Origin of the sequence: Paenibacillus sp. B01, assembly GCF_009649995.1 — a bacterium.
GTDB classification, from domain to species: domain Bacteria; phylum Bacillota; class Bacilli; order Paenibacillales; family Paenibacillaceae; genus Paenibacillus_O; species Paenibacillus_O pasadenensis.
Genome location: NZ_CP045802.1, coordinates 4,201,127 through 4,223,186, shown reverse-complemented (window position 1 = coordinate 4,223,186; position 22,060 = coordinate 4,201,127). Strand labels below are relative to the sequence as shown.

The window sequence follows — 22,060 nt, the reverse complement described above, 5'->3', positions numbered from 1 at the left end:
GGCGGACGCGTCCTCCGGCCTGATGGACGAAGCAGAGGCTTTATTCCTTTAACGCGAGCAATCAGGAGAGGGGAAGCAGCACATGACGGTTTCACCGGATCTCATCACCTTCGGCGAAAGCATGGCTCTGTTCATGCCGCAGGAGAACCGTGCCTTGGAGCATGCGGACTCGCTGCAATCCGCCTTCGGCGGCGCGGAGAGCAATCTGGCCATCGGCGTATCCCGCCTCGGCGGCTCGGCCGGCTGGTGCGGCGCGCTCGGAGCCGATCCGCTCGGGCGCCGCATCTTGAAAGCGCTGCGAGGCGAAGGCGTCGACGTGTCGCGCGCGCATCTCAACCCGGAAGCGCCGACGGGGCTCATGTTCCGCGAGGAAGTGGCGGGGCGCCTGGCGGTCCACTACCATCGCCGAGGCTCGGCGGCGAGCCGGATGACGCCCGATCGGCTGGACGCGGACTACATCCGCGGGGCCAAGCTGCTGCATGTGACGGGCATCACGATGGCGCTGTCGGACAGCGCCCGCGAGACGGTGCTGGAGGCGATGCGGATCGCCCGCGACGCCGGAGTCAAGATCAGCTTCGATCCGAACCTGCGGCTCAAGCTGTGGAGCATCGAGGAGGCGCGCCGGGCGCTGCTGCCGGCGGCCGAGCTGGCGGACTATTTCCTGCCGGGATGGGACGAGCTCAAGCTGCTGTACGATACGGACGACGAGGGGGACATCCTCCGGCGCGTCCAGGCGCTCGGCTCGGTGGCGGTGATCAAGAGCAAGGGCGACGGCACGCTGCTGCTGGAGGGCGGACGGAGCGCGTTCATTCCGTTCTACCCGGCCGAAAAGGTCGTCGACACCGTCGGCGCGGGGGACGGCTTCTGCGCCGGATTCCTGGCCGGGCTGCTCAAAGGCATGGAGCCGGCGGAAGCGGTCCGGCTCGGCAGCATCTGCGGCTCGCTGGCCGTGCAGGGGCGCGGCGACTGGGAAGCGCTGCCGGACTGGGCCTCTGCCGAGCAGCGGCTGAACAATTCCGTATGGGTGGAGCGTTGAACCGATGACCGAAATGAACAAGGGAGAACGCAGGCGCGAAGGCATCCTGACGGTGCTCAAGCAGCAAGGGCGGATCACGATTTCCGATATCGTGGAGCGGTTCGGCTGCTCGGAGGCGACGGCGCGGCGCGACCTGGAGCTGCTGGAGCGGACCGGACCGCTCGTGCGGACGATCGGCGGGGCGATGTACGACGGGATGAATCCGGTGCGGGACAGCTCGTTCGCCGAGCGTCAGGGCATCTCGCTGCTGGAGAAGGAGCATATCGCGGCCGAGGCTGCCCGCCATATCGTGGAGGGCGACGTCGTCGGCCTGTCCGGGGGAACGACGAACTATCTGATCGCCAAGCTCATCAAGATGCGCCGCGGCATCACGGTCGTGACCAATGCGGTCAACATCGCGATGGAGCTGGCCGGCAGCGACATCCAGGTCGTCGTCACCGGGGGCATGATGCGGCATAACAGCTTCGAGCTGTGCGGGCCGCTCGGCGAGGGCATGGTGTCGCATCTGAACATCGGCAAGATGTTCATCGGCGTCGACGGCATCTCCGAGAACGGCGGCATCACGACGTATTCCGAGCAGGAGGCGCAGATCGCCAAGGCGCTCATCAGCCGCTCGCAGATCACCTATGCGGTGTTCGACCAGAGCAAGGTCGGGCGCACGTCGCTGTTCTCGATCGCCCAGCTCAAGGATCTGGACGCGGTCATCACCGACCGTCCGCTCGAGGGGGCGCTGTCCGATTATGCCCGCCGCTGCGGCGTGACCGTCTATTTGGCGGGCGACGAGGACGAGGAAGAAGCGTAGCGCCGAGCCCGAAGCTTGACGAAGGCCGCTTTCGGGCGTAAACGATCGTTCCGCGCCCGAAGCCTCTCTCCGATTCCGATGAAGGCGGATTCCGCAGATTCTCCTATTTTAAGCGGATGGCGTCGACGCCGCTCTGGAGCGGAGCTTCCGCAAGCCGATCCAAAAAAAAGCGTCCTGCCCGATGAAAAATCGGGCGGGACGCTTTTTTGAATTCAGCGATAAAGGGCGGAGGCTTCGCGGACGACGCCGATACAGCTCGCGCGAAGCGGGCTTCAGCGCGGCTCGGCTTCGAAGACGCGGCGGCCGCATACCCAGGTGCCGACGACGTCGAGCTCCTCGGTCAGCAGCACGAGGTCGGCCCATTTGCCTGCGGCGATGCTGCCGGTCTGCTCGGAGAGGCCGAGCAGCTGCGCCGGGTTGGCGCTGGCGAGCACGCTCGCTTGCGGCACGGTCCAGCCGGTCGCCTGCACGAAGCGCTTCAGCGCCGCCTCCATCGTCAGCGTGCTGCCGGCGAGATTGCCGCCATCGGCGAGGCGGCAGACGCCGTCCTTCATCGTGACGGCCAGGCCGCCGAGCTCGTACATTCCGTCCTCGAGGCCGGCTGCCGCGATCGCATCGGTGATGAGCGTCAGCTTGCCGGGCGGCTTGGCGCGGGCGAGCAGCCGCATCGCCGCATCATGGACATGATGGCCGTCGGCGATCAGCTCGGCATGGATGCGGTCGTCGGTCAGCGCCGCCCCGACCGCTCCAGGCTCGCGATGGTGCAGGCCGCGGCAGGCGTTGAACGTATGCGTCATGCCGCGCAGGCCCGCGTCGGCTGCCGCCTGCATGTCGTCGAAGCGCGCGTCCGTATGGCCGGCGGAGGCGACGATGCCTCGCTCGGAGAGCCAGGCGATCATCTGCAGCGCGCCTTCGCGCTCTGGTGCGAGCGTCATCTGCTTGATCAGCGTCGGATAGGCGTCATGCCACTCCTCCAGCCAGTCGAGCCTCGGATCGACGCGATGCGCGGGATTCTGGGCGCCCATCCAGTCGGGACTGACGAACGGCCCCTCGAGATGCACGCCGGCCAGACGCGCATAAGGCATCGGCGCGCTGCGGTACTCGTCGACGGCATCCAGCGTAGCGCGGATGCGGCCCGGCGATTCGGTCATCGTCGTGGCGAGCATCGTCGTCGTGCCGTGCTGGGCATGGAATCTGGAGATCGTGTCATAGGCCTCGTGGCCGGCATCCATGAAGTCGGCGCCGTAGCCGCCGTGCACGTGAAGATCGATGAAGCCCGGCAGCAGCCAGCCGCCGCGCCCGTCGATCGTCGTCTCGCCGGCCGCCGGCTCGGCGCCTGCGTCGGGCGAGATCGAGTCGATCCGGCCGTCCTTCACGGAGACGGAGCCGTGAACAGCGGCTCCGTCGACGGCGATCATTACATTGCTGATGCGAAAGGGCTGCATCCTTGGTTCCCTCCTGTTGCCAGCAGGCTTGCTGCCTCCTTGTCGAGCAGGACCGTGACGTCGGCGTGAAGCTGCAGCAGCGAGGCCGGGCAGTCCGTCGTGACCGGACCGGCCAGCGCGCGCTTCACGACCTCGGCCTTGTCGGCGCCGCGGACGACGAGCAGGATGCGCGCCGCCTTGAGGATGGAGCCGACGCCCATCGTGACCGCCTGCGTCGGCACTTCGTCGAGCGAGGCGAAGAAGCGGGCGTTCGCCTCGCGGGTCGCCTCGTCGAGCGTGACGACATGGGTGCCTGCGGCAAGCTCGCGATCCGGCTCGTTGAAGCCGATGTGGCCGTTGTGGCCGAGGCCGAGCAGCTGCAGATCGACGCGCGCGCTTTCGAGCATGCGGTCGTACTTCGCGCAGAAAGCGTCCAGATCGGCCGCCATGCCGTCCGGCAGGAACGTCTGGTTCAGCGGGATGTCGATTTTGGAGAACAGATGCTGGTTCATGTAATAAGCGTAGCTTTGCTCGTTGTCGGGCGTCAAGCCTACGTACTCGTCCAGGTTGTAGGTCGTGACGTTTTTGAAGGTGATGCCCTCCGCAGCGGCCGTCTCGACCAGGCTGCGGTAGATTCCGACCGGAGTCGAGCCTGTGGCGAGCCCGAGCACCGCGTTCGGCTTGGCTTTCGTCAGATCGGCGATGAGCCGCGCCGCCGCCTGGTCAAGCTCCAGATTGTCTTCAAAGATCCGAATGTCCATCTCAGCTTCCCCTCCGATAAACTTCCCTCATGGTTTCCTTTAGTTTACGCGCTTTCTAGCTCGGTGACAATAAATTTGATTGAAATGTACATAAAATTGAACAATGCAATCAAGTCGATGCCGAGAGAAGCGCCATTTGCCCCTGCGGCACTCGAGCGGGTATGATGGGGACACGAAAGGCCGGCGCAGGACGGCGCCGCAGGCCGAACAAGGAAGGATGGGGAACGCGATGACGGAACCGTATCGCCAGCCCGGAGGCGAGGATACGGGCTCGCGCAAGGCCGAGCATATCCGGATCTGCCTCGAGGAGCAGGTGGAGAGCCGGTCGTCCGGCGGAGCAGGCTTCGACCGCTACCGCTTCGAGCATGAGGCGCTGCCGGAGCTGGACTGGCAGGAGGTGGACCTCTCCGCCAGCTGGCTCGGCCGCAAGCTCAAGGCGCCCCTGCTCGTCAGCTCGATGACGGGCGGGACGGACGAGGCGGGACGCATCAACCGCGGCTTGGCGGAAGCGGCCCAGGCGAGGGGCTGGGCGATCGGGCTCGGCTCGATGCGGGCGGCGTGGGAGAAGCCGGAGCTCGCGGCCTCGTTCGAGATCCGCCGCGACGCTCCGGACGTGCCGATCATCGCCAACGTCGGCGCGGTCCAGCTCAACTACGGGCTCGATGCGGACGCCTGCCGGAGGCTGGTGGAGATGGCCGAGGCGGATGCGCTCGTGCTGCATCTCAATGCGCTGCAGGAGGTGTTCCAGCCGGAAGGAGACACGAACTTCCGGGGACTGCTGCGGCTGATCGAGACGGTATGCCGCAGCAGCGGCGTTCCGGTCGGCGTCAAGGAAGTCGGCTGGGGGCTATCGGCCGCGACGGCGGAGCGGCTCGCCGATGCCGGAGCGGCGTTCATCGACTGCGCCGGCGCCGGCGGAACGTCGTGGAGCCAGGTCGAGAAGCATCGCGCTCGCAGCCGCCTGCATGCGGAAGCGGCGGACGCGTTCGCCGACTGGGGCATTCCGACGGCCGAATGCGTGCCGGCGATCCGCTTGCGGCTGCCGCAAGCGACGCTGATCGCCTCCGGCGGCCTCCGCAGCGGCGTCGACGCGGCCAAGGCGATCGCGCTCGGCGCCGATCTGGCCGGGTTCGGCCGGCTGCTGCTGCCGGACGCGGCCTCCGGCAGCGATGCCGCGCGGAATATCGCCGCCCGCATGGAGCAGATCGAGTTCGAGCTGCGGACGGCGATGTTCGCCACCGGCTCGGGCACGCTGCGCGAGCTGGCGCAAGGAGACAAGCTGAAGCCTGTCCGCCTCTAGGCGGACAGGCTTCTTTTATTTGATCCGTCCGGCGCCTTGGATGTCCACGTCGGTCCGGACCCGGAATTTCAGCGTCGGGTACATCTCCTGCCACTCCTCGAACGCCTGCTTGCTCCTATGGGTCGCCCGAAAGCGCAGGCCGAACTGCAGCGGATCGACGCCGCTGCGCTGGATTTTGCGGAGCAGAGCCTCCGTTTTCGCCGCGAGATCGCGCTCGAAGCTCGCTTCGACGACGGCGGCATGCCGGTGCAGGATGTCGTTCGGGCCTTCCTCGAGCGTGCCGCCCGCATGGATGCTCAGGTCGAGCGTTCCCTGGCCGGCGCCGGCGCGCCTGATCTTCTCGCGCACGGTCAAGTCCATGACGGCCAGCATGACCGTACGATCCTCAAAGGACGTCTTGATCGTGGAGTTGATGTACTGCTGGTCGAGCTGGTTGAACAGCTGGGTCTCATCGGGGCCGAGCACGGCTCGGATGCGCGTCTTGTCGAGCAGGGCGAGCCGGTCGACCTCATAGCCGTTTTTCGTCAGCGACACGATAGGCAGATACGGGTCCATCCCATGCTCGTTGATGCGCCGGAACAGATCGAACAGCTTGATCGGCCGGATGAACGAGGACTTGGTGGCGTCGCCGCCGAAGGTGAGGAACAGCGTATTGCCGGAATAACGCTCGGAGAGCGGCATCTGCTCGAGGATGCGGCGGCCGTCCGGCTGGCCGACGGCGACGAACGCGGACGACTGGATGTCGCGCCGGCGCATCATCCATTCGACCGCGTCGGAGATGTCGTCGCGAGCCAGCTGCTCGCCGAGGAGCAGCACCTTGCAATGCCCGAGGTCGATTTCCTTGTCCACGCGGGACTTGAGGATGCGCAGTCCTTCGGATATTTCCTTGGCGTCGATCGTTTCGATCTGCGACTTTTCCATGCCGGGCTCGGTCTTGGAGTTCGGGATCGACAGCCGGATCGTGATGCGGTACGGCTTTTTGTCGTTGCCGGACTTGTCGACGGAGAGCGCGACGACGAAAAAGCGCTTGTCGATGTCGATGAACCCGCAGCCCGTCGCCTGCAGGAGCAGAGCGGCGGCGAGCAGCAGCGCCGCGAGCCGGCGCGAGAAGGCGCGCAGCGGCAGAGAAGGCCGGCGCGGCGCGTCAAGCCGAATCATGGGCGGCCTCCTTCGCGGCGTCCGGCGGACGCTTGAAGCTCAGCAGGAACAGCAGGGCCGCCGCTCCCTGCTCGATGAACATGCGGAAGGTCAGCCAGATCTCGGCCACGGCGAGCGTCAGCTTTTCATCCAGGAAAAACATGCTGGCGACGCTGAGCGCGAAAAAGATGCTGCTGATCCACCAGGACGAGGCCGGCGTCTCCGTGGAGTCGACCTCGAACTTGCGGTCCTTGCGCAGGCTATGGATGAACTCGATCGCCTGATGCCAGCCGATGCTCGTATAGAGCAGCGTGAGCGCAAGATAGACGAGCAGGAACAGGAACAGCACGCGCTCGATGAAGCCGAAGCTCATCGTCATCGAGTCGGCGGTCTGCGTCCAGACGTACATGTAGCGGTCGACCGCCATCGTGCCGTGATAGCCGATCGGGAGGAAAAACGTCGTCAGCAGGATGCCGCTGCCGAGCAGCGGAATGAGCCAGCGGCCCTTCAGCCGAAAGTTCGGCGGATTGAGGCGGTTGAAGATCGCCAGATTGATGTAGCCGGTGAAGATGAACGTGCCGGCGGCGACGCTCGTCAGCGTCGGCCGCACCGTGACGTACTGGGCGATCGTATAGATGGCGTTCCAGGCGACGTCGGGGCTGCGGATGCCTTTGAACAGGATGAACAGGATGACCGGGATCGTCAGCACCATCGTCATCTCCAGCAGGAACAGCAGCGTCATCGACGAGCGGGTCGACCCGTAGATGCAGATCAGGCCGAGCACGAGCAGCAGGTTCCACGCCGGCAGATCGGGCGTCAGCACGCGGTTCAGGAGCAGCGTATAGCCGACGAGCGCGAAGCTGGAGGCGAAAAAGAAGACGAACGCGAACAGCGAGAGCAGCGTCTTCACGATCCATTCCGGCAGGTAGAGGCGGAGGATCTCCGGGACGCCGAGCCCGGGATAGCGGGCCATCGCGCTCGTGACGGCATAGGCGGTGAGCGTGCCGAGCCCGATCGCCACGAGCAGCGAGGATACGGCGCCGGTCATCCGTTCCTCGAGGAGCACCGACGGGACGTACAGCATCAGGTTGAGCATCGCCACCATGATGAAGCTGTAATAAAAATAGCGGTTCACTCCGCTTTCACCTCGCCGATGTCCGCATGCCTCCAGTCGATCGGGAGCCGCAGACGGAAATAGGGCTTGCCGAAGCTGCGCTGGCTGCACAGGTAGATCAATCCGGCAAATACGCCGCCCGCGACGCCCGGCAGGCCGAAAAAGATCGCGAGCGCGATGAGCGGATATTTGATGAAGCGCACCGAGAGCGACAGCGAGTAGACGGGGATGACGAAGTTCGAGATCGCCATCACGGAGGTGACGATGATCATGATGCTGCTGACCAGTCCGGCCTGCTGGGCGGCCTGGCCGAGGATGAGGCCGCCGACGGTCGTCGCCGTCGAGCCGATGTATTTGGGCAGCCGCACGCTCGCTTCGACGAGCATTTCGATCATGAACAGCATGATGAACACCTCGATGAAGGACGGATAAGGCACGGAAGCGCGGCTGCCGGCGATCGAGAACGCGAGCTGCACCCGGAACAGCTCCGGATTATAGGAGATGGCCGCGATGTAAAGCGCCGGCAGCGTCGTCGTCATGAGCAGCGCGATGAAGCGCAGCGACAGCAGCAGCAGGGACGTCCAGAACGACTCGTAGCGGTCCTCCGTGGCGCTCATCAGGTCGGTGAAGACGATCGGCAGCAGCAGCGCGAACATGCTTCCCTGCATCATGACGATGATCTTGCCCTTGCTGAGCCCGACGGACAGCCGGTCGATGCGCTCGGTGACCATCTCGACGGGGAACAGCCGCTTCCGGTTGTCGTTCATGAACTTGGCGAGCTGCCCGGACGCGCTGAGCACGTCGGTCTGGATGCTGCGCAGCTTCAGCCGCACGATCTCGAGCACGGCCGGATCGACGCGGACCTGGTCGTAGAGCATGACGACGCGCGTCTTGGACAGCGAGCCGACCGTGAATTCCTCCTCCAGCAGGTCGGGACTGGCGTAGCGGCTGCGGATCATGTTGATCGAATCCATCAAGTCCTCGCTGAGGGCGATTTGCGGGCCTTCGATCGTGCTCTCGACCGTCGTTTCCGGCGTGGAATTGCGGATGATGCGGGCCGCGTCCATCTTGTAGATGGCCGAGTTCAGCTTGACAAGCACGAAGCCGCGCAGCAGCGAATCGGTCCAGCGGGCCGGATCGTCCAGCGGCTGGAAATTCGGATTGCGGCGCAGCAGCTCGTCGAAGGGCACCTCTTCCTTGGCGAAAGGAACGAGCACCATGTCGCTGACCTTGCTCTCGTCGACAAGGGTGGCGATGAAGGCGACCTCCGCGATGAAGCGGCTGTTCGTGATCCGATGGGTCTTGACGTCCGTCGCGCTCGCGAACCGTTCGCGGATCGCCTGCAGCATGTCCTTCCTCTCCCTTCCAGTTCAGCCGTAGTATGTCGCTCTGGCGGGCAGTCTATGCCAAGCTTTGCCGGATCGGCCGCTGTTGGAGTACAATAACAGGACGATAGAGAGGGGCCTGGAAGCGGGTCCTTGAAGAAGGAGTGGACTGGCTTGTCGGAATGGTTCGTGCGCAGTTTTGGCGAGGATTACAAGATCGCATACCGACATCGCGACTGGGAGCAGGCGGAGCGGGAGGTTGGACGGCTGGCCGCGCGGCTGGAGCTGCGGCCCGGAGCTCGGATCGCCGATATCGGCTGCGGCATGGGCCGGCATTCGCTGGCGCTCAGCCGGCTCGGCTATGAGGTGAGCGGCCTCGACCTGTCGCAGGCGCTGCTGCGGGAGGCGCGTTCGCAGCCCGGCAGCGAGGCCGTGTCCTGGTTCGAGGGAGACATGCGCCGGATGCCGTTCGAGGACGGACAGTTCGACGCGGCCGTCAATCTGTTCACCTCGTTCGGCTATTTCGAGGAGGACCGGGAGCATCTGCAGGTGCTGCGCGAGATGAGGCGGATTCTCAGGCCCGGAGGGCGGTTCGTCATCGATTTCCTCAATGCCGAGCAGGTGAAGAGCACGCTCGTGCCGGAGTCGAGGCGGGTGGACGAGGAGACCGGCACCGTCATCGTCGAGCGCCGCTGCATCGAGCATGGGCGCGTCGTCAAGAAGATCGAGCTGACGGATGCCGCAGGCGGCGAGCCGCGGCGCTACACGGAAAGCGTGCGCCTGCTCGGCGAGCCGTGGTTCCGCTCGGCGCTGGCGGAAGCGGGTCTCGTGCTCGAGTCGGCTGGCGGCGGGTATGACGGCGAGCCCTATGAGCCCGAGCGCTCGAAGCGCCTCGTCCTGTTCGGACGGAGGCCATGACGGAGCGCCTGCAGAACGGCAAAGCGCCGGAAGCCGGAGCCGTCCGGCCGTCGGGAGCGGCGGCCGCCTCCGTCCGGCCGCCGGGAGATGCGGGCGACGCCGGCAGGCCGGCCATGGGAGCCGGACGCGATCCGCTTCAGGCGGAGCCGCTTGGCGGGGGCTGGCTGCGGGTACCCGTGCCGCTGCCGTACTCGCTGCGCTTCGTCAACGCCTACCTCGTCCCCGAGCCGGACGGCGGCTGGACGGTCATCGACCCCGGCCTCAATACGGAGGATGCGCGGACGACGTGGCGCGAGCTGCAGCAGCAGGCCGGCATCGCGCGCGGAGACATCCGCCGCGTGCTGCTGACCCACCAGCATCCCGACCATTACGGCCTGTCGGGATGGATGCAGCAGGAGCATGGCTGTCCCGTCTGGATGACGCGGCAGGCGCATCGGTACGCGGTCCGCATGTGGGGAACGGACAGCCGCTTCCCGCGCGAGCTGGAAGCGTGGTTCCGCTGCCACGGCATGCCGGACGAGCTGCTCGCGCTTCTCGGACCGCATCTGGATTCGTTCCGCGAGCGGGTCGAGCCGCAGCCGCAGCCGTCCTATCTCGAGCCGGGAGAGATCGTCGAGCTCGGGGGCCGCAGCTGGAGGCTGATCGACGCTCCGGGCCATGCTCCCGGCGCGGTATGCCTGTACGAGCCCGGCCGGCGCGAGCTGATCGCGGGCGATCAGGTGCTGGCGCGCATCACGCCCAACATCAGCCTGCTGCCGGGCGACGGCGTCGATCCCGATCCGCTGCGCTCCTATCTGGCGAGCCTGGCCGAGCTGGCGGAGCTGCCGACCGAGCGCGTCTATCCCGGCCACCGCGAGCCGTTCGCGGACGCGGGCAAGCGGGCTCGCGAGATCGCCGAGCATCATGCGCGCCGGCTGGAGCATCTGCTCGGATTGCTTGCGGAGCGGGGGGAGGCCAGCGCGTTCGAGCTGTGCGAGCTGGAGTTCGGCGTCCATCTGCGGCGCAACATCCATAACCTGCGCTTCGCGCTCAGCGAGACGCTGGCCCATCTCGCCTACCTCGAGCGGGACGGGCGGGCGGAGGCTCGCTTCCGCGCGGACGGGGCGATCCGCTATCGCGGGGTGACTCGCGAGAACGGCATCGGATAGCAGCGGGCAGCAGCAGGCAGGGCGCCACAAATTGCCGTTTCGGCGGCGGACAGCAGGATCGTGACCGGCAAAAGAAGAAGCGAGAGGAGTCGAGCGGATGAAGATCTACCAGTTGCCGGGCCGGGAGTGGCCGATCGATGCCTTTTCGAGCCAGGGCGTCATGTTCTCCGGCATTACCCGTCATGACGGGCGGATTCAACTGAGCAGCATGCGGATCGAGGCGAACGGCATCGTCGGCAGGCATGTCGCGGAGGCGAGCCAGCTGTTCCTGCTGATCGACGGGGAAGGCTGGGTGAGCGGAGCGGACGGCAAGCGGATTTCCGTAAAGGCGGGCCAGGCCGCTTATTGGGAGGCCGGCGAGGAGCATGAGTCCGGCTCCAGGACGGGCATGACCGTCATCGTCGTCGAGGGCGGGCAGCTCGTCGTCGAGATGGAGGAGCTCGCTTCATTCTAGCCTGGCTTGCCGGGCTGGCTCGGCGCCGGCCGGTTCACGAGCAGACGCGTCAAAAAAAGCGTCCTTCCCCGTTCGCACGGGGCGGGACGCTTTTTGGCGATCGGGTCGGTCGGGCCGGCGGACGGCTCCCGCGCCGGTGCTGCTCCCGGCCTAGGGCGTGTTTGCATCCCCCGAATGAAGCAGGGGGCAAAAAGGCGGTGATAGATGCCCTTGAGCAGGTTTGCAAACATGCCCTAGGGCAGAGGCACGTCGTCCTGGCGCTCGCCGCGGGCTTCCTCGCGCTCGGCCTGCTTGCGGTGGGCGATGCGGCTTGCGGCGGCTGCCGCGATCGCGCCGACGATGTCGTCGAGGAACGTATGGATCTGGCCGTCATTCTTGTCGTTGAGACGGACGAGGATGCCGGGCTTCAGCTTGTCGACGTAGCCGAAGTTCGTCAGGCCGATGCTTCCATAGACATTGACGATGGACAGGGCAAGAATTTCGTCGCAGCCGTACAGTCCCTCGTCGTTGCGGATCATTTCCTGCAGCGGCGGCAGCAGCCGGCCTTCCTCGGCAAGCAGGTCGAGCTGGATGCCGGTCAGGATCGCATTTTGGACTTCCCGTTTGGAAAGGACCGCCTCGATGTTCTCTTCGCATTCCGCCAGAGACAGGTCCGGATAATAATCCTTCTGCAGGAAGAAGGTCAGCTCGGCGATCTCGGCTTTTGTCACGCCTCGCTTGGCGAGCCATTCGGCTGTCGCCTCGGCGACAGCCTTGCTGTTGAGGGCATAAGCGGCAGGTTTGGACATGCTGGAAACCCCCTTGGACGGTTTTGGGAACAAGCTTGGTCTAAAAGGATGGTACAACCCATACAAATAGTACTACAAACGGGCTAGTACCACCAGGCGGCGCAAACGCGGCCGGTAACCAAGGGAGGATACAGGAACATGGAACAGCAGCGCTACAGATGGATTCGCAAGGCGGCGTTGACGGGAGCTCTGACGCTGCCGGTCATGGTGGCCGGCTGCGGCTGGTTCTCGCCGTCGGACAGCAAGGCCGTCGATCCGCCGCAAGGCGAGACCGGATCGGCCATTACAGGCGCGGACGGCCAGACGTCCGCGGCGGCGACAGGCTCGGCCGAGGTGTCGGCGCAGGGCGAGGCATCCGGCCTGACCGTCTACCTCAAGGACGCCGAGGGCTATCTCGCTCCCGTCACGATTCAGGCCAAGCTGGACAGCAAGCTGACGGCCGAGGCGCAGGCGCTCGAGCTGCTCGTGGACGGTGGCGCTTATTCGAAGCTGCTGCCTGAAGGCTTCAGCGGCGTGCTTCCCCAAGGCACGCAGGTGCTGAACGTTCAGGTCAACGAAAAGACGAAGCTCGCCACGGTCGAGTTCTCCAAGCAGTTCAGCGACTACAACGAGCAGGACGAGCGCACGATGCTCGAGGCGATCACGTATACGCTGACGGGCCTGGACGGCATTCAAGGCGTGGAGCTGTGGGAGGAAGGCGAGCGGCTGCAGGAAATGCCGGTCGGCCAATATCCGCTCGACCGCGCCCTCACCCGCGCGATCGGCATCAATCTGGAGGCCGACAGCGGAGTCGACTACAGCTTGTCCACGCCGGTGACGCTTTATTTCTCCAGCAAGACCGAGCTTGGCGATCCTTACTTCGTGCCGGTCACCCGTCTCGTTCCCCGGACGACCGACAAGCTGACGGCAGCGCTCGACCAGCTCGCCGAAGGCCCGCTGGAGGAAAGTCGGCTGCTGCCCGTCTGGCTGCAGGACGTGAGCGTCGACAAGATTACGCAGAACAAGGATACGATCACGCTCGACCTGAAGGACGAGGCGTACAAAAAAGGCGATGTCGCTCCGGCCGAGATGATGCGCGCGGTCGTGCTGTCGCTGACCGACAACGCCGGCGTCGACCAGGTGCAGATCAAGCTGAACGGCGCCTCCGACTTCAAGGATGAGCTCGACACGTCGTACACGGAGCCGGTCAGCCGGCCGGAGCAGCTGAACGCCTTCAAGTCCTAGCCCAACGATTCCGGCAGGAAACCCTTGCCGCAGCGATAGCCCGCTTCCGTCCGGCTCAGGCCGCCCGGAGCGGGCTTTTCCGCGTCCGGCGCATGGCGGGATGGGGAAGGCCAGCAGGCGGCGGGATGATTTTCGCGGGCGCGTCTGCTACAATGGGGGCTACTTGCACGGATGCGAATGAAGGAGGAGTTCAGTCAGAATGAGATCGGATGGACGCAAGCCGAGCCAGCTGAGGCCGGTCGCGATCGCGGTCGGCGTGAACAAATATGCGGAGGGCTCGGTGCTGATCGAGGCTGGAGACACGAAGGTGCTGTGCACCGCCTCGGTCGAGGAGCGGGTCCCGCCTTTTATGAAAGGACAAGGCAAGGGCTGGGTGACGGCGGAGTATTCCATGCTGCCGCGCGCGACCCATACGCGCAGCCAGCGCGAGTCGCAGCGGGGCAAGGTGAACGGCCGCACGATGGAGATCCAGCGGCTGATCGGGCGCGCGCTGCGCTCGGTCGTCAACCTGCAGGCGCTCGGCGAGCGGACGATCACGCTCGACTGCGACGTGCTGCAGGCGGACGGAGGGACGCGCACGACGTCGATCACCGGGAGCTTCGTCGCGCTGGCGCTGGCGGTCGCCAAAATCGACGCGCGCTCGCCGTTCGCCGTCTATCCCCTTACGGATTACCTCGCCTCGACGAGCGTCGGCATCATCGGCGGCGAGCCGCGCCTGGACCTGCACTATGAGGAGGATTCCCGCGCCAAGGTGGACATGAATCTCGTCATGACGGGCGCAGGCTCGTTCGTGGAGCTGCAGGGCACCGGCGAGGAGGAGCCGTTCTCGCGCGAGGAGCTGGACCGCCTGCTGTCGCTAGGCGAGCAGGGAATCCGCGAGCTGATCGAGATTCAGCAGATGGCGCTTGGAGCCGCAGGCGCGCGCATCGGGACGGGCCGAGCATGAGCGGGGGCTATATCGTCGTCGCCACCGGCAACGCCGGCAAGGTGAAGGAATTCGCCCATGCCTTCGCCGGGCTCGGCTTGTCCGTGCGCAGCCTGAAGGACTACCCCGAGCTGCCCGAGCCGGTAGAGGACGGCGACACGTTCGCCGCCAACGCCCGCATCAAGGCCGGCACGATCGGCCGGCTGCTCGGCGCGCCGGTGCTCGCCGACGACTCTGGGCTATGCGTCGACGCGCTCGACGGAGCGCCGGGCGTCTACTCCGCCCGCTACTCCGGGCCGGGCGCGACGGATGCGCGCAACAACGCCAAGCTGCTGCGCGAGCTGGAGGCGGCCGGAGCGGACGCGTCCGGCCGCGCCGCCGCGCCGCCGGACGGCGGCCGGCTGCTCAGCGCGGGCCGCTTCGTCTGCGCGCTGGCGCTGTACGTGCCGGAGCGGGACGGCTACATCGAGAGCGAGGGCGCGATGGAGGGCTTCGTGCTGGACGCTCCGCGCGGCAGCGGGGGCTTCGGCTACGATCCGCTGCTCTGGCTGCCGGAGCTCGGCCGCTCCGCCGCCGAGCTGAGCGTCGAGGAGAAGCAGCGCGTCAGCCATCGCGGCGAGGCGCTGCGCCGCCTGCTCGCCGAGCTGGAGCGCTCAGGCATCCGGCTGTAGCGATGCCGCGCTGCTTCAGCTGCCTGGACGGCGCGGTCCTTGCGGCCGCGCCGTCGCCGCGAGAGGCGTCCCGCCGCAGCTCGGGCGTTCCGCGCTGGCGGAGCCAGCCGGTTCGCAGCCGGCTCGCCACATCCCTCAAAAAAGGCGTTTCCTTCCTCGGTCCGGCCGAGGGAGGAAACGCTTTTTGGCTTTGCAACTAAGCAGCTCGTCTCGAACATGCGCCCGAACAGGGGAGTTACGCGGAAAAACCGAGCAGCTCGATTCAAGCGCGGGCCCGGACGGTGGAGTTACGCGGAAAAACCGAGTAACTCGGGCAAGCGGGTGCCGAACCGACGGGAGTTACGAGGAAAAACCGAGCGGCTCGATTCAAACGTGGGCCCGGACGGCGGAGTTACGCGGAAAAACCGAGCAGCTCGGTTCAAACGCGTGCCCGGACGGGGGAGTTACGCGGAAAACCCGAGCAGCTCGATTCAAACGTGGGCCCGGACGGCGGAGTTACGCGGAAAAACCGAGCAGCTCGGTTCAAACGCGTGCCCGGACGGGGGAGTTACGCGGAAAACCCGAGCAGCTCGATTCAAACGTGGGCCCGGACGGCGGAGTTACGCGGAAAAACCGAGCAGCTCGGTTCAAACGCGTGCCCGGACGGGGGAGTTACGCGGAAAATCCGAGTAACTCAGTTCAAACGAGTGCCCGAACGGCGGAGTTACGCGGAAAACCCGAGTAACTTGGTTCAAACGTGGGCCCGAATGGTGGAGTTGCGCGGAAAACCCGAGTAACTCGGACAAGCGGGTGCTGAACCGTCGGGAGCTGTGCGGGAATCCGTTGGGAGGCGGTCGGAGGGGCTCGATGTCGGGTCCGCAAGTCGAAGGAATCGACTTGGACGGGTGTGAGGAGGTTCTTCCGGTCAAAGCTGCGCAAAAAAGAGCAGCTGACCAATCGGGGAACGATTGGTCAGCTGCGAAATCGAGTTGCAGATGGCGAGCGAAGCGGCGGGGATGAGGAAACCGGGGGAGCGAAGCGGACGGGGGCTCGTGGAGAAGCGTCAGCGGTTCCCTTGGAGGCCGGATTCCTTCCGTTTCGGAAGAATAGAATCAAAGGAATCTGGGCTCCAGGGAGATCGGAACGAGTCCCCGTCCGCGAAGCGTCTGCCGGTTACGATCCCCTTTCCGCGAAACGTCTGCCGGTCTCGATCCCCGCTCCGCGAAGCGGCTACCGGTCTCGATCCCTGCCCCGCGAAGCGGACTTCGGCCTCGAACCGGTCATCGCGACCGGATCCGCCATCGCTGCCATTCCCGAAGCCTTTGCCGGTCAGACGACCCGCACGCCGTACTGCGTCAGCCAGCGGTTGACCTGGTACAGGTAGGCGAACAGCTGCGGTCCGCTCATCAGCTGGCCGAACCACGGGATATTGGAGCTGGCGGCGTCGGACTCGGCGATCTCGCGCACCTTCTTGGCGTTGATGAGCGGCAGGATCGGCGAGGACGGATCGTCCAGCACCTCCATCAGCTTGGAGCGGACGGCGTTCAGATAGTTCGGGTTATGCGTCTTCGGATACGGACTCTTCTTGCGGAACAGCACGTCGTCCGGCAGCGCGCCGCGCAGCGACTGGCGCAGGATGCCCTTCTCGCGGTCCCCTGCGGTCTTGATCGCCCACGGGATGTTGAAGACGTACTCGATCAGCCGATGATCGCAGAAAGGCACCCTCACCTCGAGCCCGGCCGCCATGCTCATCCGGTCCTTGCGGTCAAGCAGCGTCGGCATGAAGCGCGTGATGTTGAGATAGCTCATCGTGCGCATCTTGCGCTGCAGCTCGTTCTCTCCGCTCAGATGCGGCACCGCGGCGACGGCCTCGCTGTAGCGGTCGCCGATGTACTCGAGCGGCCGCGTCCATTCCTGCATCTCCGGCGAGAGCAGCTCCGCCCGCATCGGCGAGGCGAGCGCCCACGGGAACGTGCCGGCGTTGAGCGACTCCTCGCGATGGAACCAAGGATAGCCGCCGAACACCTCGTCGGCCGCCTCGCCCGAGATCGCGACGGTGACGCCCTTCTTGATCTCCCGGCAAAACAGCAGCAGCGAGGCGTCGACATCGGCCATGCCCGGCAGGTCGCGCGCCGTCAGCGCGTCGTCGAGCGCGGCCACGAGCTCGGGCGTATCGAACTTGATGTCGTGATGCGCCGTGCCAAGATGGCTCACCATCTTTTCGATCCACGGCGCGTCCGCGTTCGGCTGGAACGCATGCGACTTGAAGAACTTGTCGTTGTCGACATAGTCGACCGAGAACGTATCGAGCGAGCCGGCTCCGCTGCGGCCGTAGAAGTCGACCGCCAGCGCGGTCAGGGCGCTGGAATCGAGGCCGCCGGAGAGCAGCGTGCCGACCGGCACGTCGGAGGCGAGCTGGCGCTCGACCGTGTCGCGCAGCAGCTCGCCGACATGGGCGGCCGTCTCCTCGACGCCGTGCTCATGCTCCCGGCTGCGCAGCTCCCAGTACGTATGCACGCGCGCGCCGCCGCGGTCGACGGTCATGCATTTGCCGGGCAGCAGCTCGGTCAGGTCCTTGTACACGCCGACTCCGGGCGTGCGGGCCGGGCCGACGATGAACAGCTCGGCGATGCCCTGGGCGCCGACATCGGACGAGACGGCGGGATGGGCGAGCAGCGCCTTCGGCTCCGAGCCGAAGACGAACTGTCCGCCCGCATGGCTGACGAACAGCGGCTTCACGCCGACGCGGTCGCGCGCGAGAAACAGCTTCTGCTCCTGATCGTCCCAGATGGCGAAGGCAAAGATGCCGTTGAATTTCTCGACGGCAGCCGGTCCCCATTCCATATAAGCGGTGAGCAGAACTTCCGTATCGCAGGTCGTCGTGAAGCGGCGTCCGCGGCCTTCCAGCTCGCGCTTCAGCTCCGGCGCGTTGTACAGCTCGCCGTTGTAGACGATGACGAATTTCTGGCCGTCCTGGCTGCGGATCATCGGCTGAGCGCCGTTTTCCGGGTCCATGACCGACAGCCTGCGATGTCCGAGGGCGCAGGAGCCCGAGATCCAGGTGCCGGAAGCGTCCGGTCCCCGCAGCGCAAGGGTAGCGGTCATCCGTTCCAAATCCTCGCTATGCAAGGTCAGGTCGCGTGTCCAATCGATCCATCCGGTGAATCCGCACATGGGGTTCATTCCTCTCTTGTTCGTAAGCTTGCGGCGAAAAGCGACATACGACCATGAATATGCGGAATCGGGGCATAACATGTCTGTCCGCCGGGAGAAACTACGGGGGAAATGACGGATCCGGGCGGATCCTCGAACCCGAAAGGAGAGGGCGGACGAGATGGCGGACTATGGCACGGAAGGCCAGCGGAAGCATTATTACGTGGCGGTCGGAGCGGGACAGGTGCTGGAGGACAAGGAGGCGGCTGCCTATGAGCTGGAAATCGTCGCGACCGAGGAGGAGAAGGACGGACTGAAGGCGCTGTTCGCGGAGATGTCCAGCATGGACGAAGCGGCGATGGTGCATTTCCACAGCCATCCGTTCGGATCGGCCAGCGTCGAAGAGATGAACCAGGGCTACGAGGGCATCCTCAAGCAGATCTATACGCTCGTCTACCGTCTCGGGACGGAGGAGACGCGCCGCCATGTGGCGTCGCTGAACCTGGACATCGGAGGGCTGCCAGGATGAACGTGCTGGAGGCTCATGTCGCCCGATCGCTCGAAAAGGACGGGACGCCCTGCGCAGAGGTGCAGGTGCGCACAGACGATCCGCAATGCGAGCAGGTGCTAGCTTATTTCAGCCTGTCGGAAGATCAGGACTATGACCTCGTCTCGATCGTCCGCGACGATGCCGACCTGCTGACCGACTGGTTCGACAACAGCATGCACACGGCTTACGAGGACATCACGATGCAGTGGTTCGAGAACGAGTCGCTCAAGACCGACTGGGGACGGCGCGAGACGTTCAAGCAGCAGGTGCTGGCGAGCGGACAGGTGCGGGAGGACTTGAGGGAGCTGCTCGGCTGACGCCGAACGACAATGGTTTACGCGCAAAGGCCCGCCGGACATGGGTGCATGACCGGCGGGCCTTTGCGTATGCGGACGGGTACGGCGGGGCGCTGCTTCTACAACGGAATGCGCTTGTCCGGACCCGGCGCTCTACCGGACGGAACGCCCTTCTTGCGGAACAGGCGCAGCCCGAACGACTTGGCGGGCCGCTTCTTCTCGACGCCCGCGCTGCCGAAGCTCAGCGCCGCGTTGATTTCTCCGCCGAGCACGATGATGATCGAGCTCAAGTACAGCCAGATCAGCAGGACGATGACGCCGCCGAGGCTGCCGTACGTCTTGGTATAATTGCCGAACTGGCTGACGTAGTAAGAGAAGGCGATCGAGGTGACGACCCAGCCGAGCGAGGCGAAGCAGGCTCCCGGAAGCGCCTCGCGGAACGTCAGCCGGCGGTTCGGCGTGAACCAATACAGCAGCGTGAAAACGAGCGCCATCGCCGCGATAGGCAGCACGTAGCGGACGATCGTCCAGAGCGCTTCGAAGCCGGCCGGATAGTCGAGCCACTGGAACAGGAACTCGCCGACTCCGCGGCCGAAGACGAGCAGGACGACGACGAGGATGACGACGGCGGCGAGCACGATCGTCGCCAGCAGCGAGAGGCCGCGCACCTTCCAGAACGGGCGGTCCTCCTCTTCGTCGTAAGCCTTGTTGAGCCCTTTGATGATGGCGTTGACTCCGTTGGAGGCGGCCCAGATCGTGCCGATCATGCCGACGGACAGCAGCGCGCCGCTGCCTCCCGTGGACACCTCGCCGAGAATGGTGCGCACCGTCTCGCCGCCCTCGGCGGGCATCATCGCGATCATGTCGGCGATCAGCTCGTCGCCGTTCAGGTTGAGGAACCCGAGCAGGCTGACGAGGAAGATCAGGAACGGAAAGAAGGACAGCAGCAAATAGTAGGTCAATTGGGCGCCGAGCGCCGGCACCTCGTCGTCCTGGAAGCGGGCGTACAGGTTTTTGCCGAGCTCGACGGCTCTCGTCATGAAGGGGGCTTTGGCAGCCATGGCGATTCCTCCGTTTCCATTCGCTTTCTTTGTTCCTCCATTACCCTGGCGCGCAGCCCCGAAAACGAGGGCGGCGGCAGGAAGGCGGCTTGTTTGTTTCTTTTATTGCTTTTATCCACTAAAGGATTCTATAATCGAAGGATCAAGCATCGGCTGCGCGCGGACTCGAGGTGGAAAGACATGTCAGAAAAGCTGGAAAAAATCGTGGAAGCGGCCAGGCTTTATTATCAAATGGACTTCAGCCAGCAGGACATCGCCAAAAAGCTCGGCGTGTCCAGGCCGACGGTGTCCCGCTTCCTGCAGCAGGCCAAGGCGGACGGCATCGTGCAGATCACGATCCATGATCCGCTGGAGAACAACGATCTCGTCTGCCGCCAGCTGGAGAAGCGGTTCGGACTGAATCGGGCGATCGTCGTGAGCACGCCTTCCCACGAGGACGCCGTCGTCAAGAAATACATCGGCGAGGCGGCTGCGGCGCATCTGTACGAGACGGTGGCCGAGGGCGATACGATCGCGGTGACCTGGGGCTCGACGCTGTACGAGGTCGCCCAGCGGCTGCCGCTCAAAAGCGTGCGCGACGTGAAGGTCGTGCAGCTGAACGGCGGGCTGAGCTATTCCGAGACGAATACGTTCGCGTCGGAGATCGTGCATCTGTTCGCGGGAGCGTTCAATACGTCTCCGCATCTGCTGCCGCTGCCGGCGATCGTCGATCAGCCGCTCGTCAAGCGGGCGATCGAGGCGGACCGGCACATCGCCAAAATTTTGGAGATGGGACGGCAGGCGAACATCGCCGTATTCACTGTCGGCGTGCCGACGGCCGACTCGCTGCTTGTCCGCGCCAATTACCTCAGCGCGGAAGAGCTCGACATCGTGCATCAGGCGGGCAAGGGCGACATCTGCTCCCGCTTCATCGACATCGACGGCAACATCTGCCTGAGCGAGCTCGACGACCGTACGATCGGCATCCGGCTCGAGGAGCTTCGGCGCAAGGAGCATTCCGTGCTCGTCGCCGGCGGCATCGACAAGGCCGATGCGGTATTCGCCGCCGTCAAGGGCGGGTATCCGAACACGATCGTGACGGACGCGTTCACGGCGCGCCATCTGCTCGAGCGGGATCAGGCGCGGGTGACGGCCTGAGGCGTACCGGCCGCACGGCGCGCCTGTCGCCGAGGCCGGCGTCGCGATTGCTGCCCGGCCGACTTGCGGGCATGGCGCCTGACGTCCGAGCGCCAAAAAGGGTCCCTTGGCTCATGAGCCGAGGGACCCTTTTTGGGGTTGGAGCGGAGGAACGGGAGGGCGTCACTTGAGCGAGGTCAGAATGACTCCGGCCGTGATCATCAGCACGCCGACTCCGTTCCAGACGGTGATCTTCTCTCCGAGGAACAGCAGCGCGAGCACGATGGCGAACACGACGCTCAGCTTGTCCACCGGGCCGACTTGAGAGACGGTGCCGGCCTTGAGCGCCAGGAAGTAGAACAGCCACGACAGCGCCCCGGCCGCTCCGCTCATGGCGACGAACGCGAGCGCCTTGCGCTGGGCGAAAATTTCGCCGACCTGGCCGAACTTGCCCTGGACGGCCACGACGCCGAGCAGGAACAGCGCCATGATGACGGCACGCAAGGCGGTCGCGGAGTTGGCGTCGAGATCCTTCAGGCCGATCTTGCCGAAAATCGAGACGAGCGCCGCGAACACGGCGGACAGCAGGGCGTACGGAAGCCAAAGCATGATGGAATCCTCCCGAAGGCGGCCAGGCCGCCGGTGATAGGCTTGCCCGGACAGCCTCTTTTGCGGCAGGACTCGGGACAAGCGGCTGCTAGCCATAGCATGCCGCGCGGGACGGGCGGCATGCGGCCGATGCAGCAAAAAGCCCCTCCGAAAGAGGGGCGTGCATGCGGAATGATGGCGTCCCGGAAGGGATTCGAACCCCCGACCGTGCGCTTAGAAGGCGCATGCTCTATCCGACTGAGCTACCGGGACAAACGGCTCGCTTGCGG

General features: G+C 65.3%; 21 protein-coding genes and 1 tRNA gene. 12 read left to right on the top strand and 10 right to left on the bottom strand.

Going from position 1 to position 22,060, the window contains the following annotated elements:
* Positions 1–82 precede the first annotated feature (82 nt).
* Positions 83–1,036 carry a sugar kinase gene (locus tag GE073_RS18145; RefSeq protein ID WP_153784014.1) on the top strand — a complete coding sequence of 318 codons (954 nt, stop codon included), beginning with the start codon at positions 83–85 and terminating at the stop codon, positions 1,034–1,036.
* Between the two features lie 4 nt (positions 1,037–1,040).
* Positions 1,041–1,838, top strand: a complete 798-nt coding sequence (locus tag GE073_RS18140) for a DeoR/GlpR family DNA-binding transcription regulator (RefSeq protein WP_028599076.1) — start codon at positions 1,041–1,043, stop codon at positions 1,836–1,838.
* A 272-nt stretch (positions 1,839–2,110) separates the two neighbouring features.
* On the opposite strand, the gene nagA is transcribed toward GE073_RS18140, so the two are convergent.
* Together nagA and nagB are read right to left on the bottom strand one after the other, a co-directional pair.
* Complete coding sequence (nagA, locus tag GE073_RS18135; RefSeq protein ID WP_153784013.1) at positions 2,111–3,283, bottom strand: N-acetylglucosamine-6-phosphate deacetylase; 1,173 nt, start codon at positions 3,281–3,283, stop codon at positions 2,111–2,113.
* On the bottom strand, positions 3,256–4,023 hold the full coding sequence (nagB, locus tag GE073_RS18130; protein ID WP_052333279.1) for a glucosamine-6-phosphate deaminase: 768 nt from the start codon (positions 4,021–4,023) through the stop codon (positions 3,256–3,258). The genes nagA and nagB overlap by 28 nt, the downstream gene beginning before the upstream one ends.
* A gap of 229 nt (positions 4,024–4,252) precedes the next feature.
* On the opposite strand from nagB, the gene fni reads away from it, so the two are divergent.
* Positions 4,253–5,323, top strand: a complete 1,071-nt coding sequence (fni, locus tag GE073_RS18125; RefSeq protein ID WP_028599074.1) for a type 2 isopentenyl-diphosphate Delta-isomerase — start codon at positions 4,253–4,255, stop codon at positions 5,321–5,323.
* A gap of 15 nt (positions 5,324–5,338) precedes the next feature.
* On the opposite strand, the gene GE073_RS18120 is transcribed toward fni, so the two are convergent.
* The 3 genes from GE073_RS18120 to GE073_RS18110 are packed head-to-tail and all read right to left on the bottom strand — an operon-like array spanning position 5,339 to position 8,923.
* Complete coding sequence (locus GE073_RS18120) at positions 5,339–6,481, bottom strand: Ger(x)C family spore germination protein (protein ID WP_153784012.1); 1,143 nt, start codon at positions 6,479–6,481, stop codon at positions 5,339–5,341.
* Entirely contained in the window at positions 6,468–7,595 is a 1,128-nt protein-coding gene (locus GE073_RS18115) for a GerAB/ArcD/ProY family transporter (protein ID WP_153784011.1), read from the bottom strand. Before GE073_RS18115 ends, GE073_RS18120 begins: the two co-directional genes overlap by 14 nt.
* Positions 7,592–8,923 (bottom strand): spore germination protein, encoded by a 1,332-nt coding sequence (locus tag GE073_RS18110; protein WP_153784010.1) that lies wholly within the window; start codon positions 8,921–8,923, stop codon positions 7,592–7,594. The genes GE073_RS18115 and GE073_RS18110 overlap by 4 nt, the downstream gene beginning before the upstream one ends.
* Before the next feature lie 150 nt (positions 8,924–9,073).
* Here GE073_RS18110 and GE073_RS18105 point away from each other — a divergent pair, with 150 nt between their 5' ends.
* The 3 genes from GE073_RS18105 to GE073_RS18095 all read left to right on the top strand — a co-directional run bounded on the left by GE073_RS18105 (position 9,074) and on the right by GE073_RS18095 (position 11,419).
* On the top strand, positions 9,074–9,817 hold the full coding sequence (locus GE073_RS18105) for a class I SAM-dependent methyltransferase (RefSeq protein WP_153784009.1): 744 nt from the start codon (positions 9,074–9,076) through the stop codon (positions 9,815–9,817).
* A complete protein-coding gene (locus GE073_RS18100) occupies positions 9,814–10,965 on the top strand; it encodes an MBL fold metallo-hydrolase (RefSeq protein WP_228551626.1) in 1,152 nt (383 codons plus the stop codon). The genes GE073_RS18105 and GE073_RS18100 overlap by 4 nt, the downstream gene beginning before the upstream one ends.
* A gap of 97 nt (positions 10,966–11,062) precedes the next feature.
* Positions 11,063–11,419, top strand: coding sequence for a cupin domain-containing protein (locus tag GE073_RS18095; RefSeq protein WP_153784008.1), 357 nt, complete (start codon positions 11,063–11,065; stop codon positions 11,417–11,419).
* 233 nt (positions 11,420–11,652) lie between these two features.
* On the opposite strand, the gene GE073_RS18090 is transcribed toward GE073_RS18095, so the two are convergent.
* Entirely contained in the window at positions 11,653–12,207 is a 555-nt protein-coding gene (locus tag GE073_RS18090) for a phosphatidylglycerophosphatase A family protein (RefSeq protein ID WP_153784007.1), read from the bottom strand.
* A gap of 138 nt (positions 12,208–12,345) precedes the next feature.
* On the opposite strand from GE073_RS18090, the gene GE073_RS18085 reads away from it, so the two are divergent.
* The 3 genes from GE073_RS18085 to rdgB all read left to right on the top strand — a co-directional run bounded on the left by GE073_RS18085 (position 12,346) and on the right by rdgB (position 15,027).
* On the top strand, positions 12,346–13,431 hold the full coding sequence (locus GE073_RS18085) for a GerMN domain-containing protein (protein ID WP_101807941.1): 1,086 nt from the start codon (positions 12,346–12,348) through the stop codon (positions 13,429–13,431).
* Between the two features lie 199 nt (positions 13,432–13,630).
* On the top strand, positions 13,631–14,377 hold the full coding sequence (gene rph / locus GE073_RS18080; RefSeq protein ID WP_028599066.1) for a ribonuclease PH: 747 nt from the start codon (positions 13,631–13,633) through the stop codon (positions 14,375–14,377).
* On the top strand, positions 14,374–15,027 hold the full coding sequence (gene rdgB / locus GE073_RS18075; protein ID WP_153784006.1) for an RdgB/HAM1 family non-canonical purine NTP pyrophosphatase: 654 nt from the start codon (positions 14,374–14,376) through the stop codon (positions 15,025–15,027). The genes rph and rdgB overlap by 4 nt, the downstream gene beginning before the upstream one ends.
* Positions 15,028–16,335: 1,308 nt before the next feature.
* On the opposite strand, the gene asnB is transcribed toward rdgB, so the two are convergent.
* Complete coding sequence (asnB, locus tag GE073_RS18070; RefSeq protein WP_153784005.1) at positions 16,336–18,180, bottom strand: asparagine synthase (glutamine-hydrolyzing); 1,845 nt, start codon at positions 18,178–18,180, stop codon at positions 16,336–16,338.
* Between the two features lie 160 nt (positions 18,181–18,340).
* Here asnB and GE073_RS18065 point away from each other — a divergent pair, with 160 nt between their 5' ends.
* Both GE073_RS18065 and GE073_RS18060 read left to right on the top strand, forming a co-directional pair.
* On the top strand, positions 18,341–18,688 hold the full coding sequence (locus GE073_RS18065) for a hypothetical protein (protein ID WP_153784004.1): 348 nt from the start codon (positions 18,341–18,343) through the stop codon (positions 18,686–18,688).
* On the top strand, positions 18,685–19,026 hold the full coding sequence (locus tag GE073_RS18060) for a hypothetical protein (protein ID WP_153784003.1): 342 nt from the start codon (positions 18,685–18,687) through the stop codon (positions 19,024–19,026). Before GE073_RS18065 ends, GE073_RS18060 begins: the two co-directional genes overlap by 4 nt.
* A gap of 98 nt (positions 19,027–19,124) precedes the next feature.
* Here GE073_RS18060 and GE073_RS18055 read toward each other — a convergent pair whose 3' ends face one another.
* Positions 19,125–20,066, bottom strand: coding sequence for a YihY/virulence factor BrkB family protein (locus tag GE073_RS18055; RefSeq protein WP_228551624.1), 942 nt, complete (start codon positions 20,064–20,066; stop codon positions 19,125–19,127).
* Between the two features lie 180 nt (positions 20,067–20,246).
* Between GE073_RS18055 and GE073_RS18050 the strand changes: the two genes are divergently transcribed.
* Positions 20,247–21,203 (top strand): DNA-binding transcriptional repressor DeoR, encoded by a 957-nt coding sequence (locus tag GE073_RS18050; RefSeq protein ID WP_028597477.1) that lies wholly within the window; start codon positions 20,247–20,249, stop codon positions 21,201–21,203.
* 162 nt (positions 21,204–21,365) lie between these two features.
* Here GE073_RS18050 and GE073_RS18045 read toward each other — a convergent pair whose 3' ends face one another.
* Both GE073_RS18045 and GE073_RS18040 read right to left on the bottom strand, forming a co-directional pair.
* Positions 21,366–21,794: an EamA family transporter gene (locus tag GE073_RS18045; RefSeq protein ID WP_153784764.1), complete on the bottom strand. Its 429-nt coding sequence runs from the start codon at positions 21,792–21,794 to the stop codon at positions 21,366–21,368.
* A 172-nt stretch (positions 21,795–21,966) separates the two neighbouring features.
* Positions 21,967–22,043: transfer RNA gene (locus GE073_RS18040), tRNA-Arg, on the bottom strand.
* Positions 22,044–22,060: the final 17 nt, after the last annotated feature.

Excerpts from the sequence above, each read along its gene's own strand:
- GE073_RS18145 (WP_153784014.1), top strand. The coding sequence starts at position 83 with ATGACGGTTTCACCGGATCTCATCACCTTCGGCGAAAGCATGGCTCTG.
- GE073_RS18140 (WP_028599076.1), top strand. The coding sequence starts at position 1,041 with ATGACCGAAATGAACAAGGGAGAACGCAGGCGCGAAGGCATCCTGACG.
- nagA (WP_153784013.1), bottom strand. The coding sequence starts at position 3,283 with ATGCAGCCCTTTCGCATCAGCAATGTAATGATCGCCGTCGACGGAGCC.
- nagB (WP_052333279.1), bottom strand. The coding sequence starts at position 4,023 with ATGGACATTCGGATCTTTGAAGACAATCTGGAGCTTGACCAGGCGGCG.
- fni (WP_028599074.1), top strand. The coding sequence starts at position 4,253 with ATGACGGAACCGTATCGCCAGCCCGGAGGCGAGGATACGGGCTCGCGC.
- GE073_RS18120 (WP_153784012.1), bottom strand. The coding sequence starts at position 6,481 with ATGATTCGGCTTGACGCGCCGCGCCGGCCTTCTCTGCCGCTGCGCGCC.
- GE073_RS18110 (WP_153784010.1), bottom strand. The coding sequence starts at position 8,923 with ATGCTGCAGGCGATCCGCGAACGGTTCGCGAGCGCGACGGACGTCAAG.
- GE073_RS18100 (WP_228551626.1), top strand. The coding sequence starts at position 9,814 with ATGACGGAGCGCCTGCAGAACGGCAAAGCGCCGGAAGCCGGAGCCGTC.
- GE073_RS18095 (WP_153784008.1), top strand. The coding sequence starts at position 11,063 with ATGAAGATCTACCAGTTGCCGGGCCGGGAGTGGCCGATCGATGCCTTT.
- GE073_RS18090 (WP_153784007.1), bottom strand. The coding sequence starts at position 12,207 with ATGTCCAAACCTGCCGCTTATGCCCTCAACAGCAAGGCTGTCGCCGAG.
- GE073_RS18085 (WP_101807941.1), top strand. The coding sequence starts at position 12,346 with ATGGAACAGCAGCGCTACAGATGGATTCGCAAGGCGGCGTTGACGGGA.
- rph (WP_028599066.1), top strand. The coding sequence starts at position 13,631 with ATGAGATCGGATGGACGCAAGCCGAGCCAGCTGAGGCCGGTCGCGATC.
- rdgB (WP_153784006.1), top strand. The coding sequence starts at position 14,374 with ATGAGCGGGGGCTATATCGTCGTCGCCACCGGCAACGCCGGCAAGGTG.
- asnB (WP_153784005.1), bottom strand. The coding sequence starts at position 18,180 with ATGTGCGGATTCACCGGATGGATCGATTGGACACGCGACCTGACCTTG.
- GE073_RS18065 (WP_153784004.1), top strand. The coding sequence starts at position 18,341 with ATGGCGGACTATGGCACGGAAGGCCAGCGGAAGCATTATTACGTGGCG.
- GE073_RS18060 (WP_153784003.1), top strand. The coding sequence starts at position 18,685 with ATGAACGTGCTGGAGGCTCATGTCGCCCGATCGCTCGAAAAGGACGGG.
- GE073_RS18055 (WP_228551624.1), bottom strand. The coding sequence starts at position 20,066 with ATGGCTGCCAAAGCCCCCTTCATGACGAGAGCCGTCGAGCTCGGCAAA.
- GE073_RS18050 (WP_028597477.1), top strand. The coding sequence starts at position 20,247 with ATGTCAGAAAAGCTGGAAAAAATCGTGGAAGCGGCCAGGCTTTATTAT.